21 protein-coding genes are annotated in these 19,444 nt (G+C 38.3%); 7 read left to right on the top strand and 14 right to left on the bottom strand.

Annotation, left to right across the window (positions count from 1 at the left end; all coding sequences use genetic code 11):
• Positions 1 to 177: 177 nt before the first annotated feature.
• The 4 genes from AW17_RS04685 to AW17_RS04670 all read right to left on the bottom strand — a co-directional run bounded on the left by AW17_RS04685 (position 178) and on the right by AW17_RS04670 (position 5,152).
• A complete protein-coding gene (locus tag AW17_RS04685) occupies positions 178 to 519 on the bottom strand; it encodes a hypothetical protein (RefSeq protein WP_029274964.1) in 342 nt (113 codons plus the stop codon).
• Between the two features lie 163 nt (positions 520 to 682).
• Complete coding sequence (locus AW17_RS04680; protein WP_051691636.1) at positions 683 to 1,549, bottom strand: energy transducer TonB; 867 nt, start codon at positions 1,547 to 1,549, stop codon at positions 683 to 685.
• Position 1,550: 1 nt separating this feature from the next.
• On the bottom strand, positions 1,551 to 4,358 hold the full coding sequence (gene polA, locus AW17_RS04675) for a DNA polymerase I (RefSeq protein ID WP_029274962.1): 2,808 nt from the start codon (positions 4,356 to 4,358) through the stop codon (positions 1,551 to 1,553).
• 95 nt (positions 4,359 to 4,453) lie between these two features.
• Positions 4,454 to 5,152 carry a CPBP family glutamic-type intramembrane protease gene (locus AW17_RS04670; protein WP_029274961.1) on the bottom strand — a complete coding sequence of 233 codons (699 nt, stop codon included), beginning with the start codon at positions 5,150 to 5,152 and terminating at the stop codon, positions 4,454 to 4,456.
• A 58-nt stretch (positions 5,153 to 5,210) separates the two neighbouring features.
• On the opposite strand from AW17_RS04670, the gene AW17_RS04665 reads away from it, so the two are divergent.
• Entirely contained in the window at positions 5,211 to 5,891 is a 681-nt protein-coding gene (locus tag AW17_RS04665) for a hypothetical protein (RefSeq protein ID WP_029274960.1), read from the top strand.
• Positions 5,892 to 5,961: 70 nt separating this feature from the next.
• Here the strand turns inward: AW17_RS04665 and AW17_RS04660 are convergent, their stop codons facing one another.
• From AW17_RS04660 to AW17_RS04650, 3 genes are all read right to left on the bottom strand, one after another.
• The gene (locus tag AW17_RS04660) at positions 5,962 to 6,552 is read right to left on the bottom strand and encodes a DNA-3-methyladenine glycosylase I (RefSeq protein WP_029274959.1); all 591 of its coding nucleotides are present in this window, start codon (positions 6,550 to 6,552) and stop codon (positions 5,962 to 5,964) included.
• A gap of 40 nt (positions 6,553 to 6,592) precedes the next feature.
• On the bottom strand, positions 6,593 to 6,967 hold the full coding sequence (locus AW17_RS04655; RefSeq protein WP_029274958.1) for a four helix bundle protein: 375 nt from the start codon (positions 6,965 to 6,967) through the stop codon (positions 6,593 to 6,595).
• Between the two features lie 103 nt (positions 6,968 to 7,070).
• Positions 7,071 to 7,424 (bottom strand): carboxymuconolactone decarboxylase family protein, encoded by a 354-nt coding sequence (locus AW17_RS04650; RefSeq protein WP_029274957.1) that lies wholly within the window; start codon positions 7,422 to 7,424, stop codon positions 7,071 to 7,073.
• A gap of 51 nt (positions 7,425 to 7,475) precedes the next feature.
• Between AW17_RS04650 and AW17_RS04645 the strand changes: the two genes are divergently transcribed.
• Entirely contained in the window at positions 7,476 to 7,835 is a 360-nt protein-coding gene (locus AW17_RS04645; RefSeq protein ID WP_029274956.1) for a hypothetical protein, read from the top strand.
• Here the strand turns inward: AW17_RS04645 and AW17_RS04640 are convergent.
• Together AW17_RS04640 and trmB are read right to left on the bottom strand one after the other, a co-directional pair.
• Complete coding sequence (locus AW17_RS04640; RefSeq protein WP_029274955.1) at positions 7,825 to 8,157, bottom strand: MGMT family protein; 333 nt, start codon at positions 8,155 to 8,157, stop codon at positions 7,825 to 7,827. The genes AW17_RS04645 and AW17_RS04640 overlap by 11 nt on opposite strands.
• The gene (gene trmB / locus AW17_RS04635) at positions 8,157 to 8,807 is read right to left on the bottom strand and encodes a tRNA (guanosine(46)-N7)-methyltransferase TrmB (RefSeq protein WP_029274954.1); all 651 of its coding nucleotides are present in this window, start codon (positions 8,805 to 8,807) and stop codon (positions 8,157 to 8,159) included. The genes AW17_RS04640 and trmB overlap by 1 nt, the downstream gene beginning before the upstream one ends.
• A 113-nt stretch (positions 8,808 to 8,920) precedes the next feature.
• On the opposite strand from trmB, the gene fcl reads away from it, so the two are divergent.
• On the top strand, positions 8,921 to 9,847 hold the full coding sequence (fcl, locus tag AW17_RS04630) for a GDP-L-fucose synthase (protein ID WP_029274953.1): 927 nt from the start codon (positions 8,921 to 8,923) through the stop codon (positions 9,845 to 9,847).
• Between the two features lie 99 nt (positions 9,848 to 9,946).
• The gene (locus tag AW17_RS04625) at positions 9,947 to 10,879 is read left to right on the top strand and encodes a hydrogen peroxide-inducible genes activator (protein ID WP_029274952.1); all 933 of its coding nucleotides are present in this window, start codon (positions 9,947 to 9,949) and stop codon (positions 10,877 to 10,879) included.
• A 267-nt stretch (positions 10,880 to 11,146) separates the two neighbouring features.
• On the opposite strand, the gene AW17_RS04620 is transcribed toward AW17_RS04625, so the two are convergent.
• The 5 genes from AW17_RS04620 to AW17_RS04600 all read right to left on the bottom strand — a co-directional run bounded on the left by AW17_RS04620 (position 11,147) and on the right by AW17_RS04600 (position 13,917).
• Positions 11,147 to 11,386, bottom strand: a complete 240-nt coding sequence (locus AW17_RS04620; protein ID WP_029274951.1) for a hypothetical protein — start codon at positions 11,384 to 11,386, stop codon at positions 11,147 to 11,149.
• 39 nt (positions 11,387 to 11,425) lie between these two features.
• Complete coding sequence (locus tag AW17_RS04615) at positions 11,426 to 11,887, bottom strand: hypothetical protein (protein WP_029274950.1); 462 nt, start codon at positions 11,885 to 11,887, stop codon at positions 11,426 to 11,428.
• Positions 11,888 to 11,983: 96 nt separating this feature from the next.
• Positions 11,984 to 12,592, bottom strand: coding sequence for a superoxide dismutase (locus tag AW17_RS04610; protein WP_029274949.1), 609 nt, complete (start codon positions 12,590 to 12,592; stop codon positions 11,984 to 11,986).
• A gap of 245 nt (positions 12,593 to 12,837) precedes the next feature.
• Positions 12,838 to 13,305, bottom strand: a complete 468-nt coding sequence (locus AW17_RS04605; protein ID WP_029274948.1) for a nucleoside deaminase — start codon at positions 13,303 to 13,305, stop codon at positions 12,838 to 12,840.
• A 276-nt stretch (positions 13,306 to 13,581) separates the two neighbouring features.
• Complete coding sequence (locus AW17_RS04600) at positions 13,582 to 13,917, bottom strand: tRNA-binding protein (protein ID WP_029274947.1); 336 nt, start codon at positions 13,915 to 13,917, stop codon at positions 13,582 to 13,584.
• A 192-nt stretch (positions 13,918 to 14,109) separates the two neighbouring features.
• On the opposite strand from AW17_RS04600, the gene AW17_RS04595 reads away from it, so the two are divergent.
• The 3 genes from AW17_RS04595 to AW17_RS04585 all read left to right on the top strand — a co-directional run bounded on the left by AW17_RS04595 (position 14,110) and on the right by AW17_RS04585 (position 18,942).
• Complete coding sequence (locus AW17_RS04595; protein WP_029274946.1) at positions 14,110 to 15,594, top strand: xylulokinase; 1,485 nt, start codon at positions 14,110 to 14,112, stop codon at positions 15,592 to 15,594.
• 72 nt (positions 15,595 to 15,666) lie between these two features.
• Positions 15,667 to 16,998: a xylose isomerase gene (xylA, locus tag AW17_RS04590; protein ID WP_029274945.1), complete on the top strand. Its 1,332-nt coding sequence runs from the start codon at positions 15,667 to 15,669 to the stop codon at positions 16,996 to 16,998.
• A gap of 267 nt (positions 16,999 to 17,265) precedes the next feature.
• Positions 17,266 to 18,942, top strand: a complete 1,677-nt coding sequence (locus tag AW17_RS04585) for a sodium/sugar symporter (RefSeq protein ID WP_029274944.1) — start codon at positions 17,266 to 17,268, stop codon at positions 18,940 to 18,942.
• Positions 18,943 to 19,444: the final 502 nt, after the last annotated feature.

The raw sequence follows: 19,444 nt of genomic DNA, 5'->3' as shown, positions 1-19,444 counted from the left end.
CCACGATTGCTCAGCGAAGCTAAATCTGTCTAGATAGATCTCTCCGTTCCGCTGCGCTTCAGTCGAGATGACGACATCTCTTTGAATGCACCTAATGTGTCGTTCGAACAGGCACCATTAAAACAAAAAAAGGGCCTCCGATTTTCATTGGAGACCCTTCAAATTATAAACCTGAACCTAATTCTTTTTAGCTGCAGCTTTGTTTGCTTTGTAACGCATATCGGCTGTTCCGTCTTTTTTTGTTGGACCAGCAACTTTAGTTACCGCTTTTGCTTTATTTTCTTTAAAACGCATATCTGGCGTACCATCTGCTTTTACTTTAGCAGCTGTAGTAGTTGTTTTAGTTTCTACTTTTTTAGCCTCTTGTTTTACGCCTGCTTTAACAGGTGCTGTTGTTGTTTTTACTTCTTTTTTTACTACTGTTTTAGCTTTAGCCGCAGGAGCGGTAGCCGGCGTTTGAGCAAATGCTGTGGTTAAACCAAATGCTGCGATTGCGATTAAACTCAATAACTTTTTCATAATTTTCGATTTTTGTTTTACTCGTTTATTTGTTGATATAAAATTGATTAATCGGGATGAAGATATGATGAAGATAGCAATAAAAATAAGGTGTTTAATTTTCTCCAAAAAATATTATCACATCTTTTTATAAAAACTGGGCTTAATAATGCTATACCAAAGATTAAAGTGAGAATGTAATAGGAACTGAATAAGCAACTTTAACAGGCTTACCATTTTGCAATCCTGGAATCCATTTTGGCGATAGTTCGATAATCCTTTTGGCTTCATCATCAAGAAACATATCTACCCCTTTGCTAATTTTCACATCTATAACCGACCCATCAAAATCAATCACAAACGATACGACTACTTTTCCTTGAGTTCTGTCTCTGATAGCTTCTTTAGGGTATTTTAGATTTTGGGAGATAAATTTTGAGAACGCGACTGTTCCACCATAGAATTGAGGTACGCGTTCATATTCCTCTTTTTTTAATTTCTTCCCATTATCATCATAATAAAATTCATCAACTAATTTATCATTGTCAAAATTTTGTGTTTTAAAATGTCGTCCAGAAGCAAGATAACCTTTCCATTCACCGGTTTTTTTTCCATTGATAAATTGCCCGGTAAGCTCTGGCTGCCCGTTTGCAAAATATTCTATCATTGCTCCGTTTAATAAATTATTTTCAAATTTAGCCGTTCGCTTTAAAACCTCTTTGTTATAATAACTAAAATCGCCATGTAATTGGTTATTTAAATATGAACCTTTAACACTTGGATTTCCCGCAATATATTCAATAAACGGACCTTGCTTTATTTGGATCAGACTATCTAAATAACTCTCACTTTTCAAAATGCTATTATTTTTATCAAACATTTCAAAAATGAATTGATTTGGAGCTTTTTTGTAATATTTGAATTTGAATGTGGCATCTTTAGCCTCAACCGTTTTCATACTAGCATCAGTATATAATCTAGTAGTGTCACTCTTTTGTGCAAAAGCATTAGTACAAATCGTACTTATCAAAATAAATAGTATCTGTTTCATCTTAATGCGCAGCTAACCAATTATCTCCTTCACCAATTTCTACAACAATGGGCACGGTTAATTTAATGGCATTGGCCATTTTATCCTGAATAATTGCCTTCATCGCTTCTTTTTCTGATCTCAGTACATCAAACACCAACTCATCATGCACCTGCATGGTCATGGTTGACTGCATATGCTGCGCTTTCATTTCTTTATGGATATTGATCATCGCAATCTTGATCATATCGGCTGCAGAACCTTGAATGGGTGCATTAATGGCATTTCGTTCTGCAAAACCTCTTACGGTTTGGTTGGCAGAGTTAATGTCTCTTAAATAACGTCTTCTGCCCATTATGGTTTCTACAAATCCGTTCTCGCGTGCGAAGTTCATGGTATCGCTCATGTAGCGTTTAATACCTGGGTATTGTGCAAAATATTGTTCAATAATTTCTGCAGCTTCCTTACGTGGAATACCTAAATTTTGCGATAAACCAAAAGCAGACTGACCATAAATAATTCCGAAGTTAACGGCTTTGGCATTTCTGCGCTGTGTTCCATCTACCTCTTCGATGCTTACGCCATACACTTTAGCTGCAGTTGCCGTGTGGATATCGATCCCTTTGTTAAAAGCATCGAGCATATTCTCTTCCTTACTGATTTCGGCAATAATGCGCAATTCTATCTGCGAATAATCGGCCGATAACAAAATGTGGTTTTCATCCCTTGCAATAAAGGCTTTGCGCACCTCTCTGCCACGCTCGGTACGGATCGGAATATTCTGTAAATTTGGGTTATTGGAGCTTAATCTTCCCGTTGCTGCAACAGCCTGATTGTAGGATGTATGCACTCTACCTGTTTTAGGGTTAACCATTAATGGCAATGCATCAACATAGGTTGATTTAAGTTTCTGTAACTGGCGGAAGTCTAAAATATCCTGTACAATATCACTTTTGCTGGCTAAGGCCATTAAAACGTCTTCTCCGGTTTGGTACTGACCGGTTTTCGTTTTTTTTGCTTTCGGATCTAACTGAAGTTTATCAAATAAAACCTCTCCCAATTGCTTTGGCGAGGCAAGATTAAATTTAACTCCTGCTTTATCGTAAACATTCTGTTCGAACTTGATAATTTCAGTTTCGAGCTCTTTAGAATAAGCTTTTAAGGTTTCGATATCAATGCGAACACCTTCTTTTTCTATATCTGCCAAAACATAAACCAACGGATTCTCAATCTCTTCGGCTAGCTTGGCTGCATTTAGTTGTTTTAATTTTGGTTCAAAGATGTGCGCTAATTGTAATGTCACATCAGCATCTTCGGCCGCGTAATCTACCACATCTATTACAGGCACATCACGCATGGTGCCTTGGTTTTTGCCTTTTGCACCAATCAATTTGGTAATAGAGATCGGTGAATAACCAAGGTAGTTCTCTGATAAAACATCCATACCATGGCGGGTATCAGGGTCGATTAAATAGTGCGCAAGCATGGTATCAAAAAGTTTACCCTTCACCTGAACACCATACCATTTCAACACTAAAATATCGTATTTGGTATTCTGACCAATTTTTTCAATTTCTTCATTTTCCAATACGACTCTAAATTCGTCTACAATAAGCTGAGCCTCTTCTCTCACTGCCGGAACCGGAATGTAATAACCTGTGCCTGGTTTTATGGAGAAAGATAAACCAACTAAATCGGCCATGTTTGCATCGGTACCTGTGGTTTCTGTATCAAATGAGATCCTTTTTTCGGCCAGCAATAATTTGATCAGATCGGCGCGTTGCTCAGCAGTATCAACCAACTGATAATCGTGTTCTGTATTTTCGATGGTTTTGGCCGGAAGCTTTTCTGCTGGTTCTTCTTCAAGTGTGTTGGTGTATTGAATGGCTTCGCCAGCTTGATTTCCGAATAAATCGGTCTGCGTACCTTCCTGAAAGCGTGCTGTAGTAACCGAAAATTCATCGCCAAATACCCTACGCCCTAAAGTTCTGAATTCTAATTCGGTAAATAATGGTTCTAATAAATCGCGGCTCGGATCGCAGAGTTCCAAACTCGCTTCATCCAATTCAACAGGAACATTCAACAGAATTGTTGCCAGTTTTTTTGAGATTAAGCCTTGTTCTGCAAAATTTTCTACGTTTTCGCGCTGTTTGCCTTTTAGTTCGTGCGAATTTGCAATAATGTTCTCCATAGAACCGTATTGTTTAATCAGCGCTTTTGCCGTTTTCTCTCCTATGCCTGGAATGCCCGGTATATTATCTACCGCATCGCCCCATAATCCTAAAATATCGATTACCTGTAATACATTTTCGATCTCCCATTTCACTAATATTTCTTTTACGCCCAATATTTCCATATCGTTACCCATACGGGCAGGTTTGTAAATAAAAATATTTTCAGAAACCAATTGCGCAAAATCCTTATCTGGCGTCATGCAATAAACCTGATAGCCTTTCTGTTCGGCTTTTTTAGCCAGTGTACCAATAATATCATCGGCCTCATAACCATCAGAGGTGATCACGGGAATATTAAAACCCGTAATTAATTTAATCACATAAGGCATCGCCGCAGCCAGATCTTCGGGCATGGCCTGGCGGTGTGCTTTATACGCTTCGAAAGAAGTATGCCTTTCAGTCGGCGCCTCGGTATCGAAAACAACTGCAATGTGTGTTGGTTTTTCTTTCTTCAAAACATCTAACAAAGTATTGGTAAAGCCCATAACTGCCGATGTATTAATGCCTGTAGAGGTGAAACGAGGGTTTTTACTTAATGCAAAATGCGCTCTGTACATCAGCGCCATACCATCTAGGAGAAAGAGTTTTTTATTCATGTGATTACACCGATTTAATGATTACACTGATAAATGGATTTATCAGGTGATAAAAGTAACCAAAGTTAAAGGTTTAGAAAAGATATAGTTTCAATTTAACAGAAAAAGACCGTTAATAATACCAGGATAAAATTAAAGAAGCCATGTAATAATATTGAATAGCCCAAGCCATATTTGATGCGTATAAAACCAAGTGATATACCTGTAAATGTTTGGGAAATGACGAATAGAATGAAAGCAGGATCACTTAGGGTTAAACCTTTAATATTGCCTAAGTGTGTTAAACCAAATATGATAGCAGAATAATAAAAGAGATAGCCAAATGATCTTTGCTGAAAAACCAGCCTCTTGCGTATGTCTATCCTTTTAAAATATCCTGAAATAATTAATGCCACAAAAAGAAAAAAGATATAAACAGGCCAGGTAAGAAAACTGCTCTTTATGAAGTAATTTGATATGAGGCCCAAGGTAAAACACACAAAGTATATTGGCAGATACTTCTTTCTCAGGTGCCATCTAAATAAAAACTCTTCTAGTACTGGAGCAAAAATACAGACCAAAAGTAAGGTCACAATTAACCCATACTTTTTAAGGATATCGATTTCCTGAACATATTCTTTAATAATGTTAAAATGCACTAGAATACAGTAGGTGCTTATTACTAAACCTGCAAATAAAAGGTCAAGTATGAGCAGCCATAACATATCTCTCCAAAGAGATTTATTATCTTTACTGAGTTTTAAAGGTTTTGGCTTTTTTAAGAATTGCCAAAATGCAGAGAGCGTTTGTATCATTCGTATAATTGAATATTATTTTTGAATAACTTGCGTTATATCCCGAGATTACTAACATATGAAGATTTTTAGCTTTTTTATTTTATTTTTTTCAATAATTATTACCGGTAATGCCCAGGATTTTATTGTTAAAAACAATGATGAGGTCATCCGCGGAACAATAAAGGGTACTGATTATTTTTCTGTTTTTATCAGTGCCAATGATGAGGCTGATGTGATTTTGCCTGCAAAGGACATTAAAAACTTCTTTTGGAACGGTGATAGCTTTGTGAGCAAAGGTTTTGCAAATGGCCGCAATTTTGAATACCGTTTTGTTAAGGTAATCGAAATGGGAACGGTTAATCTTTATTCTTTTGGAGGAGGCACCTTGGTTCCTGAGGTGAAAGAGAAAAAGGTAAAATTCAGGCCATCAATTGGTATTGGAACGGGAACCGGCGGGTATGGCGGCATGGGTATGGGCGGAGGCATTAGCATCGGCGGTGGTCGTAATACTGCACCAGAAAGACCTGCAGGTGCGCCTGTTGTTCGCTACTTTATTGAAAAACCTGGCGCTGGTCCTTTACAGGAAGTACCGATGAAAGCGATAACCGAAGACACTAAAAAAACTGAAGTTAAAAATATTTTATTGCAAAAAATGGGCGACCAACCTGCTTTAAAAGCTAAAGTTGAAGCTGGAACAGATTTTAATAGCAGAGATGTAATAGAATGGGTTAAGGAGTATAACGCGACTAAAAAGTAAATAGGATTATTAAGCGATTATAAGATTGTAAGATCGTTACGCCTAAAGTTTCTAATTAGATTCGTAGGTCTTATCTTGCGCAGCAGTTTAATAAATGATCGTTAACCATTCCGGTTGCCTGCATATGTGCATAACAGATGGTGGTGCCGAAAAATTTGAAGCCACGTTTTTTCATGTCTTTACTAATCTGATCGGAAAGTTCAGTTCGTGGAGGAACATCGCTCATTTTTTCGATGTGATTTTGGATCGGTTTGCCACCTGGAACAAAAGCCCACATGTATTTAGAAAAACTGCCAAATTCTTTCTGGATTTCGATAAACAGTTTAGCGTTGGTAATGGCTCCGTTAACTTTTAAACGATTGCGGATAATACCTTCATCGTTCATCAGCCGCTCTACATCTTTTTCGGTAAAAGCAGCTACTTTGTTAACCTCAAAATCGGCGAAGGCCTTACGATAGTTTTCGCGCCTTCTGAGAATAGTAATCCAGCTTAAGCCAGCCTGCGCACCTTCGAGAATCAGGAATTCGAATAAAATTTTATCATCATAAACAGGCTTTCCCCATTCTTCATCGTGGTATTTGATATAAAGTGGATCGGAGCCTGCCCAGCTGCAGCGGATTATCGAGTTGGGAGTTTGGGGATGGGAGTTTTGAGTTGGCATAGGGCTAAGCTTGGCGCTTGGAGTCATTCAAAGCAACACGTTAAGACAATTTGATTAAGAACTTTTCTGGGTTATTCATCATGTATACCAATAACTTTGCAACTTCCTCTGCTTGACCATTTAACATATTAAATTCATCCTCAGAAATGTAACTACAGGCCAGAGCGAATTCTAGCCAAGTTTGAGTTTCACCGTTTTCAGTATCAGCATCAGAAAGCTTACTAACAAAATGGTTAGGATATTTCCTTTTTCTATAAGCCTCTGCTAGGTTCGCGCAAACACTTCTTGAGCATCTTCTGACCTGATCTGTTAAACTATATTTTTCTTCTGATGGAAACCTTTTAGAGATATGGAATATTTCCATTGAAAGTTTAAATCCTTTCTGATAAGCCAATAAATCCTTAATTGTTCCCATGATTAAATATAAGAACATTCAATTGCATTATTTAGTGATTTTAAGAATTCCCACTCTAAAAACTCACAGTTCCAATCTGGGACATGCAAGGAAACTCCCAACTCTAAACTCCCGCCTCCAAACTCAACTCATCCCAATACTCCACCGCTCTCCTGTAATGCGGAATTACAATACTACCGCCTACAAGATTGGCGATCATGAAAATTTCGTTCATCTCATCATGATTTACTCCTGCATCGAAACATTTGCCCAAATGGTATTTAATGCAATCATCACAACGCAAAACCATCGAGGCGACCAGCCCTAACATCTCTTTCGTTTTAACATCTAAGGCTCCATCAGCATAGGAGGTTGTATCGAGCGCAAAAAATCGTTTAATATTTGTATTCGCTGTCTCCATAATTCTATCGTTCATTTTTTCACGATAGCCATTAAATTCTTCTACAAGCTTTCCCATATTTTAAAATCTTTTTTAACTGTTATTTGTTAGGGATATAAACATTTGATTATGAAAATGATATCTCCAAAATTTCATGCCGTTTTAGATTACCTATTGGTAATGCTTTTATTGGCTTCGCCCGATATTTTTGGTCTTTCTAAAACCGCTTCAACACTGGCTTACACATTGGGCATCATTCATTTTTTATTAACGATAACCACTAATTTCAGCGGGGGTATTTTTAAGATCATTAACCTTAAACTTCACGGTCTTATCGAGTTTTTCGTCAGTATTGTTCTTGTTATTTTAGCATTTACGCTTTTTAAGGGGAATTTAACCGACGAAATTTTCTACGCCTGTTTAGGTTTATTGATTCTGATTATTTTTACCCTTACCGATTATAAACGAAGTTTACCCGTTATACTATAATTTCTTCGAGCGGATTCCAGAATACTTTTTTAAAGTTCACCACCTTATCGTTCTTTACTTCGACGCCTTCGTTCCTCAACAGCTCCTCCATCAGTTCGGGCGGTTTGAAATGAAACTTTCCGGTAAGCAAACCACTACTATTTACCACCCTATGGGCAGGTACACCAGGGTGGGCTGTTCCGGCATAAAGCATGGCATGCCCCACCATTCTTGATGATTTTGCTGCACCTAAACTTTTCGCGATAGCCCCATAAGACGTAACCCTTCCTTTCGGAATTAACCGGGCAATCTCATAAACCTGTTCGTAAAAGTTGGTGTCCATTATTCAAAAGAAAACTGAATATAATTAATATTTTTATCGTGTAACAAGTATTTTTTTTCGTAATAGGTTTTGATCGACAATACTTCATCAACCAGATCAGAAGTATACAGATGGTCGGTGTTTTTATGTACAGGTAATCCTAATTCTGCCACCTTTTCGCAAGTATAAGTATACAAATGGTCGTTATCCGTTTTCAAATTAACATTGCCACCTGGTTTTAAAACAAGTTTATAACGGTTCAGGAATGCGGGGAAAGTCAAACGTTTTTTCTCACGGCTATCTTGTGGTTGCGGATCGGGGAAAGTGATCCAGATCTCGTCAATTTCTCCTTCGTTAAAATAATCCAATAAATTTTCAATCTGGATTCTTAAAAAAGCAACGTTGTTAATTCCATCTTCAATAGCTGTTTTTGCACCTCTCCAAATGCGGTTACCTTTATAATCAACACCTAAAAAGTTTTTTTCAGGAAATAACCTGGCTAAGTTTACCGAATATTCGCCTTTTCCACATGCCAGTTCGAGCACAATGGGGTTCGTATTTTTAAAATGTGCTGAAGCCCAGTTTCCCTTTAAAGTTTTTCCTTGTTCTAATTGATATACGTTTGCAAATGTTTCAATTTCTGCAAAACGCCTAAGTTTATCTTTACCCAAAAGTTTTTTTTCTGCAAAAATACAATTAAATCAATAATCGAAGTTTCTTTTGCCAGAAAGATTAATGTCATTCTTATTTAGGAATCGTATTTTTGTACCCTATAAAAAATACCGTGGAAAAAAACGCTAAAATATATGTTGCGGGTCATCGTGGTATGGTGGGTTCGGCCATTTACCGCAAACTGCAAAATGAGGGTTACGAGAATATTATAACCAAAACTTCGAGCGAGCTAGATTTACGCAACCAACAGGCGGTTACCGATTTCTTTGCAGCAGAAAAACCAGATTATGTATTTCTTGCCGCAGCAAAGGTAGGTGGCATTGTAGCCAACAATACATACAGGGCCGATTTCCTCTACGAGAATTTAGCCATACAAAATAATGTGATCCACAATGCTTATGTAAATGGCGTTAAGAAACTCATGTTTTTGGGATCGAGCTGTATTTACCCAAAAATGGCCCCACAGCCTTTAAAAGAAGATTACCTTTTAACCGGAACATTAGAGCATACCAATGAACCTTATGCGATTGCAAAAATTGCAGGGATCAAAATGTGCGATGCCTACCGCGATCAGTATGGCTGTAATTTTATCTCGGTGATGCCAACAAATTTATATGGCTTTAATGATAATTATCACCCTCAAAATTCGCATGTTTTACCTGCTTTGATCCGTAAGGTACACGAGGCAAAAGCAAATAACGAAAAAGAGATTGTGGTTTGGGGATCAGGATCGCCCATGCGCGAATTTTTGTTCGCCGATGATCTGGCAGACGCCTGTTATTTCCTGATGCAAAACTATAACGAACCGCATCTGATCAATATTGGTACCGGACACGATCTAACCATTAAAGACCTGGCTTTATTGATCAAAGATGTTTTGGGTTTTGAAGGCAAATTGGTATTTGACGCGAGTAAACCAGATGGAACACCGCGTAAGCTGATGGACGTAAGCAAACTTCATAATTTAGGCTGGAAACATCAAATAGAACTTCGCGAAGGTATTGCGTTGGCTTATCAGGATTTTGAAAGCCGGTATTAAGAAATGAGAGAATGCTTTAATTGCCAGTCAATTCTCTCATTCGATTATTTTGTATAGTTAAAATTTATATATTTGTTTTTATAAATAAATTTTAACTATATGACTTTAGTTCAGCTAGAATATATCGTTGCCGTAGATACTTACAGAAGTTTTGTTACCGCTGCAGATAAATGTTTTGTAACGCAACCTACCTTAAGTATGCAGGTGCAAAAACTGGAAGAACTGATCAGCGTTAAAATTTTCGACAGGAGCAAACAACCGGTAAGTCCGACCGAAATTGGCGCCCAGATTATTGCCCAGGCCAGGGTTATTTTACAGGAAAGCGGAAAAATAAAAGAACTGATCAGCAGTCAGCAGCAGGATGTTTTAGGCGAACTAAGAATAGGCGTAATTCCAACTGTTGCGCCATACCTGCTCCCCGAAGTAATTTCTGCCATGCTGGATAAATATCCTGAATTAAAACTTTTAATCTGGGAATATACCACCGAAGATATTATTCACCACCTCAAAACAGGTGTACTGGATTGTGGTATTTTAGCCACACCACTTACCGATCCGAACATTACCGAAATTCCATTATATTACGAAAACTTTGTAAGCTATATCAGCAAAAACAGCAAGCTTTATAAAAAGAAAGCCGTTGATACGGAAGACCTGAATGATGAAAACATCTGGCTTTTGAACGAAGGTCATTGTATGCGCAATCAGGTATTGAACATTTGCCGCTCTACAAAAAACAACAGATTACAGGGACTGGAATACAATACAGGCAGTGTAGAAACGCTGGTTAGAATGGTCGATTTAAACGGTGGCGCAACATTATTGCCTGAGCTGGCCATAGCAGAATTAAATGCAAAACAGACTAGCAAAATCCGTCATTTTAAATCGCCTGAGCCTGTGCGTGAGATCAGCCTGGTAACCCATAAAAACTTTATTAAAAAACGGATGCTTAATGCTTTAAAAGATGAGATTTTAGAAATTATCCCAAAAGCCATGAAGCAAAAGAAGAAAAAAGATATTGTTGGGATATAGTTCTTCTTGCGAAGTTTAAAAGGGTGAAGCGATGGAAAAACTTCGAAAGCTTTTAATATGGTCGTCATTGCGAGAAGGCTTTTTCAGCCGACGAAGCAATCTTACAACGATCGTTAGTAGCACGTGCATTAAGATTATTCATTTTTGCAGTTCTTTTTAAAGGTATTCATGAGCTCAATCGTTCGGTTATCTTCGTACCTCGCAATGACGACTGTACTGCTGTATTTTGATAATACTTAATAAGTACTAAATCAATAAAAGAGGCTTTTAAACTTCGTGAGTTAGCTCATGGTCTCTATCTACATGATCAGCCAACTTATAGCCTGATGCAGCGGGGTTTTTATCTTCTAAAAAGATCAAAACAATTAATGAAATAATGGGGATTAAAAAGGAAATAAAAAACCAGAACCAAAAATTCCGGCCTGTTCGCTTTGCCAAAAAACCTGCAAGTAACTGTGGCGACAATAGTAGTCCGAGTACAATAGTGCCTACGATTATCTCTGGCATTTGTTATTGAATTAATCGATTACAAAAACACTAGCTTGCTTAGAGATCTTGTTTTCCTACTGGGGGTGCTGATAACAATCCTTTAATATCACTCTCTACTTCCTCTTCCTCGCCTTTTTTCTTTTTCTTATTTTTTGCTTTTAAGCCTTTACCGCTTAAACGTTCCTCAATGATTTTATCATATTCGGTTTGTTGCTCTGGCCTTAAAACATTGCGGATATTTTTTGAGGTTTCGTTCTGTAGTTTGTAGAATTTATCTACATCCTCTTCGCGCGAGTTGCCTGCCTGTTGTCTTTTGATTAAATCAGCCTGTTCCTTCGCCTGGTTATAGGTAAAGCTGTAAATTACGCTTTTTTGCGTGCCATTTAGTTTTAATCGCTTATCCAGATCCTCCACATTCTTCTGTGCAATTTCTCCTGGAGTAGGTACTTTATTTTGCTGTGCACGCACCAATCCATTTACACCAACAATAATTAAAAATAAAATTACAAGCCTTTTCATTTCGAACATTTTATATCTGCGAAGTTACTTAATTATCTTAAAACAAGAAAGTCCCGATTTGCATCGGGACTTTCTAAATTTCATTGAACTTCTAGCTTACAAAGCTTTTTTATAAAGCTCAGCAACTGCATCCCAGTTAACTACATTCCAAATTGCCGCTAAATAATCAGGGCGTTTGTTCTGGTATTTTAAATAGTATGCATGCTCCCAAACATCGATACCTAAAATTGGCGTTCCTTTAACTTCAGCAACATCCATTAAAGGGTTATCCTGGTTTGGTGTAGAAGAAACCTGAAGTTTTTTATCAGCACCTACTGATAACCAAGCCCAGCCAGAACCAAAACGGGTAGCACCAGCTTCTTGTAATTTAGTTTTAAGATCAGCAAATGAACCAAAAGTTTCGTTAATTGCTTTAGCTAAATCGCCAGTTGGCTCACCACCTTTATTTGGACCTAAAATGTTCCAGAACAAAGAGTGATTATAGTGACCTCCACCGTTGTTTCTCACAGCAGCCGGGAATTTTGAAATGTTTTTTACAATTTCCTCGATGCTAGAAGTCGCTTCTGGCTTGCCTTCTAAAGCTTTATTTAGGTTGGTAACGTAAGCTTGATGGTGTTTGTCATGGTGGATTTCCATGGTAGTTTTATCAATATGCGGTTCTAATGCATCGGTTGCGTAATGTAACGCAGGTAATTCAAAAGCCATAATGTTTTATGTTTAAAGATTTAAAAATGTTTCTTGTAGCAAATATAACATTAGAACGTTAAGATTTGTTCATGTTATTATCATCAAATCGTTTTCTGTTCAGTTGTTGTAAAGCTGGGAGGATTTAAAAGCTGTAAGGTTCAGGACGATAGCCATAGTAGGATAATAAAAAAAATTGGTCAATGGTTCATGGTTTATAGTTGATAGCCCACTTGCCTATGAACTATAAACCATGAGCCATTAACTCATCTTTTCTTTGCAAAAAAATCCCTCATCAATAATGCACATTCCTCTGCCATTATCCCTCCTTTCAATATCGTTTTGGGATGCAGCAGATTCGCGTTTTTGGATATAAAGCCTCTTTTTTCTTCCCTGGCACCATACACAATGCGGCCAATCTGTGTCCAATAACTTGCACCGGCACACATTACACAAGGCTCGATGGTTACATATAAGGTACAATCCCTTAAATATTTGCCGCCTATCGTTTGCGCTGCAGAGGTAAAAGCCTGCATTTCAGCATGCGCAGTAACATCATTAAAGCGCTCCGTTAAATTGTAGCCACGGCCAATAATCCTGTTTTTACTAACCACTATCGCGCCGATTGGAATTTCATCATCAGCCAAAGCTTTTTTTGCTTCTTCCAAAGCCAATTTCATATAATGGATATCCTCTTCTTCAGGGTCGGTATTTTCGAAGTTGTAAAAACTCATGGAGCAAATATAGGGTAATATTGGCCAAAAAGACTTCCGAAGTTTCGGTAGCCATGGGCGTGGTAAACTTCTGAAGTCTAAGTTGAAAATTTCATTAGGTTTTGGAGCGCAATGTTACTGCCTGTCGGCTGCTTCAGTCCTGCTTTCCGTTGCAAGTCCGCACTCGTGCCTCGCTTGCGGTCTTTTCACTTCAATCAGGGCTATTTAGCAAGACCTGAGCGCAGACTTCCGAAGTTCCCAAGGGCAGGGGCCAGCAAAACTTCGGAAGTCTGCGCATTACACAAGTTTACTCCCATTAGGAACTTTACTTTGTACGGCAGTCAATACGATATCACCGTTTTCGTCGGCAAAACCGGTAACCAAAAATTCGGACATAAATTTGCCGATCTGTTTTTTAGGGAAGTTGATCACCCCTACAATCTGTTTCCCTGGTAATTCGTCCAAAGTATAATGTTTGGTAATCTGCGCACTGCTCATTTTTATGCCGAATTCGCCGAAGTCTACCTTAACTTTATAGGCAGGCCGTCGGGCTTCAGGAAACTCGAAAGCCTCTAAAATAGTGCCTACCCTCAATTCTACCTTTTCGAAATCATTCCAGGTAATCTCTTCCATAAATAATTTTAATGTAACGGCAAAAATATAAATTATTAAAATAATTCGATTGTAGTTTAAATTAGGAATAGCATTCAATTCAACCGATTGCATAAAGCGGAATAGAATTTTACAAAAAATTTGCGTTTTATATTTTAACTACTATCTTTATGCAACCGTTTGCATAACCAAATATTAAAATAATTTAAAACCATGTATTTATTAGGGATTGATTTAGGAACCTCATCTATAAAAGTTGCAGTTGTTGATGTAGCTTCACAAAAAAACATTGCGACAGCACAATACCCGGAAGAGGAAACAACAATTAAATCTTTGCAATCGGGCTGGGCAGAACAATCACCTGATGATTGGTGGCAAAATGTTCAACAGGCAATCCTTAAATTAAATGCCACCGGCTTATTTGACCCTAAAGAGATTAAAGCCATTGGTGTTGCTTACCAAATGCATGGTCTGGTTGTAGTAGATAAAGATCAAAACGTACTCCGCGATAGTATTATCTGGTGCGATAGCAGGGCAGTCGGGCTAGGCAATAGTGCTTTTGAGGCCATTGGAGAGGAAAAATCGCTAAAACACCTCCTAAACTCTCCGGGAAACTTTACAGCCTCCAAGCTGGCCTGGGTAAAAGCAAATGAGCCAGAGATCTATAACCGCATCGATAAAATAATGCTGCCTGGCGATTTCATCGCAATGAAATTAACAGGAGAAATTACAACAAGTATTTCTGCATTATCTGAAGGCATTTTCTGGGATTTTGAAAATCATGAAATTTCTGAAGATGTAATGGATTATTACGGAATCTCAGGCAACGTTATTCCACAGGTGAAAGCTTTATTTTCCGAACACGGTCATTTAAAGGCCGATATTGCAACGTCTCTTGGCCTGTCAGCCGGTATCCCTGTCGCTTATAAATCCGGCGATCAGCCCAATAACGCGCTTTCTTTAAATGTATTAAAGCCTGGGGAAGTTGCTGCAACGGCCGGAACATCAGGTGTGATTTACGGGGTAAGCAACAATCTTACCTACGATAAACAATCAAGGGTGAATACCTTTGCACATGTAACCTATTCAGAAGAGAAAAAACATACCGGCGTTTTACTTTGTATCAATGGCACTGGCAGCATGTACCGTTGGGCAAAATATAATTTCGCACCACAGTCTACATATCCTGAACTGAATAACCTGGCATTAAAAGCGCCAATAGGTAGCAATGGCTTAAAAGTGCTCCCCTTCGGAAACGGTGCCGAGCGGATGTTAAACAACAAGTATACTGGCGCCCAGTTGTTAGGTATCGACTTAAACCTCCACAATCAATCAGATATTTTTAGGGCAGTACAAGAAGGGATTGCCTTTTCTTTCCGCTATGGACTGGATATTATGAGAGAAAACGGCATGAAACCTAAGGTAATCCGTGCTGGGAGGGCCAACCTCTTTTTAAGTGATGTATTTGCACAAACTTTTGTCGACGTTACAGGCATTCCGGTAGAACTTTACGAAAACGACGGCAGTGTTGGCGCAGCCTTAGGTGCCGGTATAGGGGCTGGGATTTTCAAAAACGCAGAAGAAGCTTTTAACAACCACGAAGTAATTAAAACTTTAATCCCACAACATTCGGCAACATACGAACCCATTTATCAGGATTGGAAAAAAATATTAGAGAAACAATTAGCAATTGGTTAATGATTGATCGTACATAGCAAGACCGACTATGAACTATTGACCAACAGACCACCAACCAAAAAACAAAATAACATGACAAAAGTAGTAACAGGAGCAAAGGAATTTTTTAAGGGCATTGAGCAGATCAAGTTTGAAGGCCTGGGAAGTGACAATCCATTAGCATTTAGATGGTATGATGCCAACAAAGTAGTAGCAGGCAAAACCATGAACGAGCATTTTAAATTTGCCTGCGCGTATTGGCATTCATTTAACGGCAATGGTGCAGATCCGTTTGGTGGCGCAACGCACATTTTCCCTTGGGATGAGAAAAAAGATGCAGTAGAAAGGGCAAAAGATAAAATGGACGCTGCCTTTGAATTTATCACTAAAATGCAGATCCCTTATTATTGTTTCCATGATGTGGATGTGGTAGATTATAGCGACGATATTGCCGAAAACGAGCGCAGATTACAGGCCCTTGTTGAATACGCCAAGCAAAAACAAGCAGATAGCGGGGTAAAATTACTTTGGGGAACAGCAAATTTATTCAGCCATAAGCGCTACATGAATGGTGCATCTACCAATCCCGATTTCCATGTGCTGGCACACGGAGCTGCACAGGTTAAAGCTGCTTTAGATGCTACCATTGCCCTTGGTGGCGAAAATTATGTGTTCTGGGGAGGAAGAGAAGGCTATATGAGTTTATTGAACACCAACATGAAACGTGAGCAGGAACACCTGGCAAAATTCTTACATACCGCTAAAGATTATGCACGCAAACAGGGTTTCAAAGGCACATTCTTCATTGAACCGAAACCATGTGAGCCTTCTAAACATCAATATGATTACGATGCGGCAACCGTAAAAGGCTTTTTACAACAATACGATCTGCTCGCCGATTTCAAATTAAATTTAGAAGTTAACCACGCTACTTTGGCCGGTCATACTTTCCAGCATGAATTACAGGTTGCAGTAGATAACGGCTTATTAGGTTCTATCGACGCAAACCGTGGCGATTATCAAAATGGCTGGGATACCGATCAGTTCCCGAACGATATTAACGAACTAACGGAAACGATGTTGATCATTTTAGAAGGTGGTGGCTTACAGGGTGGAGGTGTAAACTTCGATGCAAAAATCCGCCGTAACTCTACAGACCCCAAAGACCTTTTCTATGCACACGTTGGCGGCATGGACATCTTCGCAAGGGCATTAATTACTGCAGATGCCATTCTTCAAAAATCTGATTACAAAAAAATAAGAACAGACCGTTACGCTTCATTTGATAGTGGAAAGGGTGCCGAGTTTGAACAAGGTAAACTAAGTTTAGAAGATTTGAGAAATTACGCTGCAGAAAACGGCGAACCAGAGGTACGCAGCGGAAAGCAAGAATACCTGGAAAACTTAATTAACAGGTATATTTAATTTATTTATAAAATGTAATCTCCGTGGTCTGTGTCTTCACAGACCACGGATTAGTAATTTACCTATGCCATTAAAACGGTTATCCTTTACTTTCAGGGTGCTGTCTCCATAGGTAAAAGATTCTTCACTGCGTTCAGAATGACAGTAAGAGTAAATATTCAAATTAATAAACGTTACTTTAACACTTTTTAATTAAAAAAAAAGCAGAGATTAATTTATGATTTTACTACATTTAGATTTCTAAACCAAATAACCACTATTATATTAATGAAAAACAATTTATTGGACACGAAGGATTACATTGTATTTGCGGTGTACTTCGTTATTGTGGCTGCTTACGGTCTGTACATCTACAATAAGAAAAAATCCGCATCCACAGGCTCAAAAGATTATTTCTTAGCTGAAGGTTCACTTACATGGTGGGCAATCGGTGCATCTTTAATTGCATCGAATATTTCTGCGGAACAGTTTATCGGCATGAGCGGATCGGGCTTTAAGATGGGATTGGCAATTGCAACTTACGAGTGGATGGCTGCCCTTACCCTGGTTATTGTTGCTGTTTTTTTTATTCCGGTTTACCTGAAAAACAAGATCGCCACAATGCCGCAGTTTTTACACCAACGCTACAACGGAACCGTTGCCATGATTATGGCTGTGTTCTGGTTATTGTTGTATGTAGTGGTAAACTTAACATCAATTCTTTATTTAGGTGCTTTAGCTGTTAGCAGTATCTCTGGATTCGATTTAAAGTTCTGTATGTATGCTATTGCTGCTTTCGCCATTATAATTACATTGGGTGGAATGAAAGTAATCGGTTATACTGATGTTATTCAGGTATTTTTCTTAATTCTGGGTGGTTTGGCCACAACATACCTGGCATTAAACCTGGTTTCTACCCATTACGGAACCTCAGGTATTTTTGAAGGTTATAGCCTTATGACCTCAAAAGCATCAGAACACTTCCACATGATCTTAAAACCTGATAATGAAAATTACATTGATTTACCGGGATTAAGCGTATTAGTAGGTGGTATGTGGATTGTAAACCTTAACTATTGGGGCTGTAATCAATACATTACGCAACGTGCTTTAGGTGCAGATTTAAAAACTGCCCGTGGGGGTATTTTATTTGCTGCATTCTTAAAGTTATTAATGCCAATTATCGTGGTATTGCCAGGTATTGCCGCTTATGTACTGTATAAAGATGGGGCTTTCCAATCGGAAATGCTGCAGGATGGAGCTGTTAATCCAGACCGTGCTTACCCGGTACTGTTAAACTTATTACCTGCCGGATTAAAAGGTTTATCGTTTGCAGCATTAACTGCAGCGGTTGTAGCCTCATTAGCTGGTAAAGCAAATAGTATTGCAACCATTTTCACATTAGATATTTACAAAAAAGTATTAAAAACCGATGCTTCTGAAAAGAACCTCGTTTTTACAGGTAAAATTGCCGTAGTTGTAGCCATGGTGTTGGGCGTTATTATTGCACCATACTTAGGTATCGATAAAAAAGGTGGATTCCAATATATCCAAGAGTATACAGGCTTTGTTTCTCCGGGTATATTTGCCATGTTCATTCTCGGTTTCTTCTGGAAAAGAGCAACCTCAAATGCAGCACTTTTTGCAACAGTTGGTGGCTTCGGATTATCGTTATTGTTAAAGGTTCTTCCTACATGGACCGATCTTTCCTGGTTATCAGGAATGGGTTTCTCGGTTAAAAACGGAGTGGGTGTATATGAAATTCCATTCTTAGATAGAATGGGCTTTGTATTCGTATTCTGTGTGATCGGTATGGTGATTATCAGTTTATTCGAAAACAAAAACAGTGTTAATCCAAAAGGACTGGAAATCGATTCGAAAATGTTCAAAACCACCACAGGTTTCGCTGTTGGTTCGTTGATTATTATCGGTTTATTGGTAGCCCTTTACAGTATATACTGGTAGGAAACATCTTTTTATTATAATTTCTAACGCTTTTCTGGAAACAGGAAAGCTTTTTTGTTTTTATACGAATTAATCATTTACAATAGGCAATTAAATTTTTCCCAAAAAAGCTTATTTGAGCAAATTATGAAAGTGATCATTTTTTTTTGGAAAGCAGATACAGCAGCACGGGTTAATGACAACCCTGCTCTCCGCTACTTCCGATGCTAGTTTAGTGCCAATTTATCGGTAAAGGATCGGAACCACTACGATCAGGTTTAAATGGCAAGGGAGGTAGGCACTATTTACGGTTGCAGAGCGTAGCGAAATTATGCTATGAGACCCAGCCATTAATAGTAACCTGAGTTCGATTATTAAATCTCATTTTGTGGCGTTTTAATCAAGTTTTCTGTTAAGACGGTCGTCACCCTGAATTTATTTCAGGGTCTTTCACGCTAAAAAGATGCTGAAATAAATTCAGCAGGACGATAAAGCGGGATTAGGCGTAAATAAGATATAATTT

The sequence above is a fragment of the Pedobacter borealis DSM 19626 genome, from assembly GCF_000708285.2.
Taxonomy (GTDB): Bacteria; Bacteroidota; Bacteroidia; order Sphingobacteriales; family Sphingobacteriaceae; genus Pedobacter; species Pedobacter borealis.
The sequence above is the reverse complement of the archived record's forward strand: the minus strand, read 5'-3'. Positions and strand labels throughout refer to the sequence as shown.

What these genes read in the sequence shown, in the direction of transcription:
- AW17_RS04655 (WP_029274958.1), bottom strand. Translation starts at nt 6,967, where the DNA reads ATGGGAACAATTAAGGATTTATTGGCTTATCAGAAAGGATTTAAACTT.
- polA (WP_029274962.1), bottom strand. Translation starts at nt 4,358, where the DNA reads ATGAATAAAAAACTCTTTCTCCTAGATGGTATGGCGCTGATGTACAGA.
- AW17_RS04600 (WP_029274947.1), bottom strand. Translation starts at nt 13,917, where the DNA reads ATGGAAGAGATTACCTGGAATGATTTCGAAAAGGTAGAATTGAGGGTA.
- AW17_RS04680 (WP_051691636.1), bottom strand. Translation starts at nt 1,549, where the DNA reads ATGAAACAGATACTATTTATTTTGATAAGTACGATTTGTACTAATGCT.
- AW17_RS04665 (WP_029274960.1), top strand. Translation starts at nt 5,211, where the DNA reads ATGAAGATTTTTAGCTTTTTTATTTTATTTTTTTCAATAATTATTACC.
- AW17_RS04685 (WP_029274964.1), bottom strand. Translation starts at nt 519, where the DNA reads ATGAAAAAGTTATTGAGTTTAATCGCAATCGCAGCATTTGGTTTAACC.
- AW17_RS04595 (WP_029274946.1), top strand. Translation starts at nt 14,110, where the DNA reads ATGTATTTATTAGGGATTGATTTAGGAACCTCATCTATAAAAGTTGCA.
- AW17_RS04640 (WP_029274955.1), bottom strand. Translation starts at nt 8,157, where the DNA reads ATGGACACCAACTTTTACGAACAGGTTTATGAGATTGCCCGGTTAATT.
- AW17_RS04585 (WP_029274944.1), top strand. Translation starts at nt 17,266, where the DNA reads ATGAAAAACAATTTATTGGACACGAAGGATTACATTGTATTTGCGGTG.
- AW17_RS04625 (WP_029274952.1), top strand. Translation starts at nt 9,947, where the DNA reads ATGACTTTAGTTCAGCTAGAATATATCGTTGCCGTAGATACTTACAGA.
- AW17_RS04620 (WP_029274951.1), bottom strand. Translation starts at nt 11,386, where the DNA reads ATGCCAGAGATAATCGTAGGCACTATTGTACTCGGACTACTATTGTCG.
- AW17_RS04605 (WP_029274948.1), bottom strand. Translation starts at nt 13,305, where the DNA reads ATGAGTTTTTACAACTTCGAAAATACCGACCCTGAAGAAGAGGATATC.
- AW17_RS04650 (WP_029274957.1), bottom strand. Translation starts at nt 7,424, where the DNA reads ATGGGAAAGCTTGTAGAAGAATTTAATGGCTATCGTGAAAAAATGAAC.
- AW17_RS04615 (WP_029274950.1), bottom strand. Translation starts at nt 11,887, where the DNA reads ATGAAAAGGCTTGTAATTTTATTTTTAATTATTGTTGGTGTAAATGGA.
- AW17_RS04645 (WP_029274956.1), top strand. Translation starts at nt 7,476, where the DNA reads ATGAAAATGATATCTCCAAAATTTCATGCCGTTTTAGATTACCTATTG.
- AW17_RS04610 (WP_029274949.1), bottom strand. Translation starts at nt 12,592, where the DNA reads ATGGCTTTTGAATTACCTGCGTTACATTACGCAACCGATGCATTAGAA.
- xylA (WP_029274945.1), top strand. Translation starts at nt 15,667, where the DNA reads ATGACAAAAGTAGTAACAGGAGCAAAGGAATTTTTTAAGGGCATTGAG.
- AW17_RS04670 (WP_029274961.1), bottom strand. Translation starts at nt 5,152, where the DNA reads ATGATACAAACGCTCTCTGCATTTTGGCAATTCTTAAAAAAGCCAAAA.
- AW17_RS04660 (WP_029274959.1), bottom strand. Translation starts at nt 6,552, where the DNA reads ATGCCAACTCAAAACTCCCATCCCCAAACTCCCAACTCGATAATCCGC.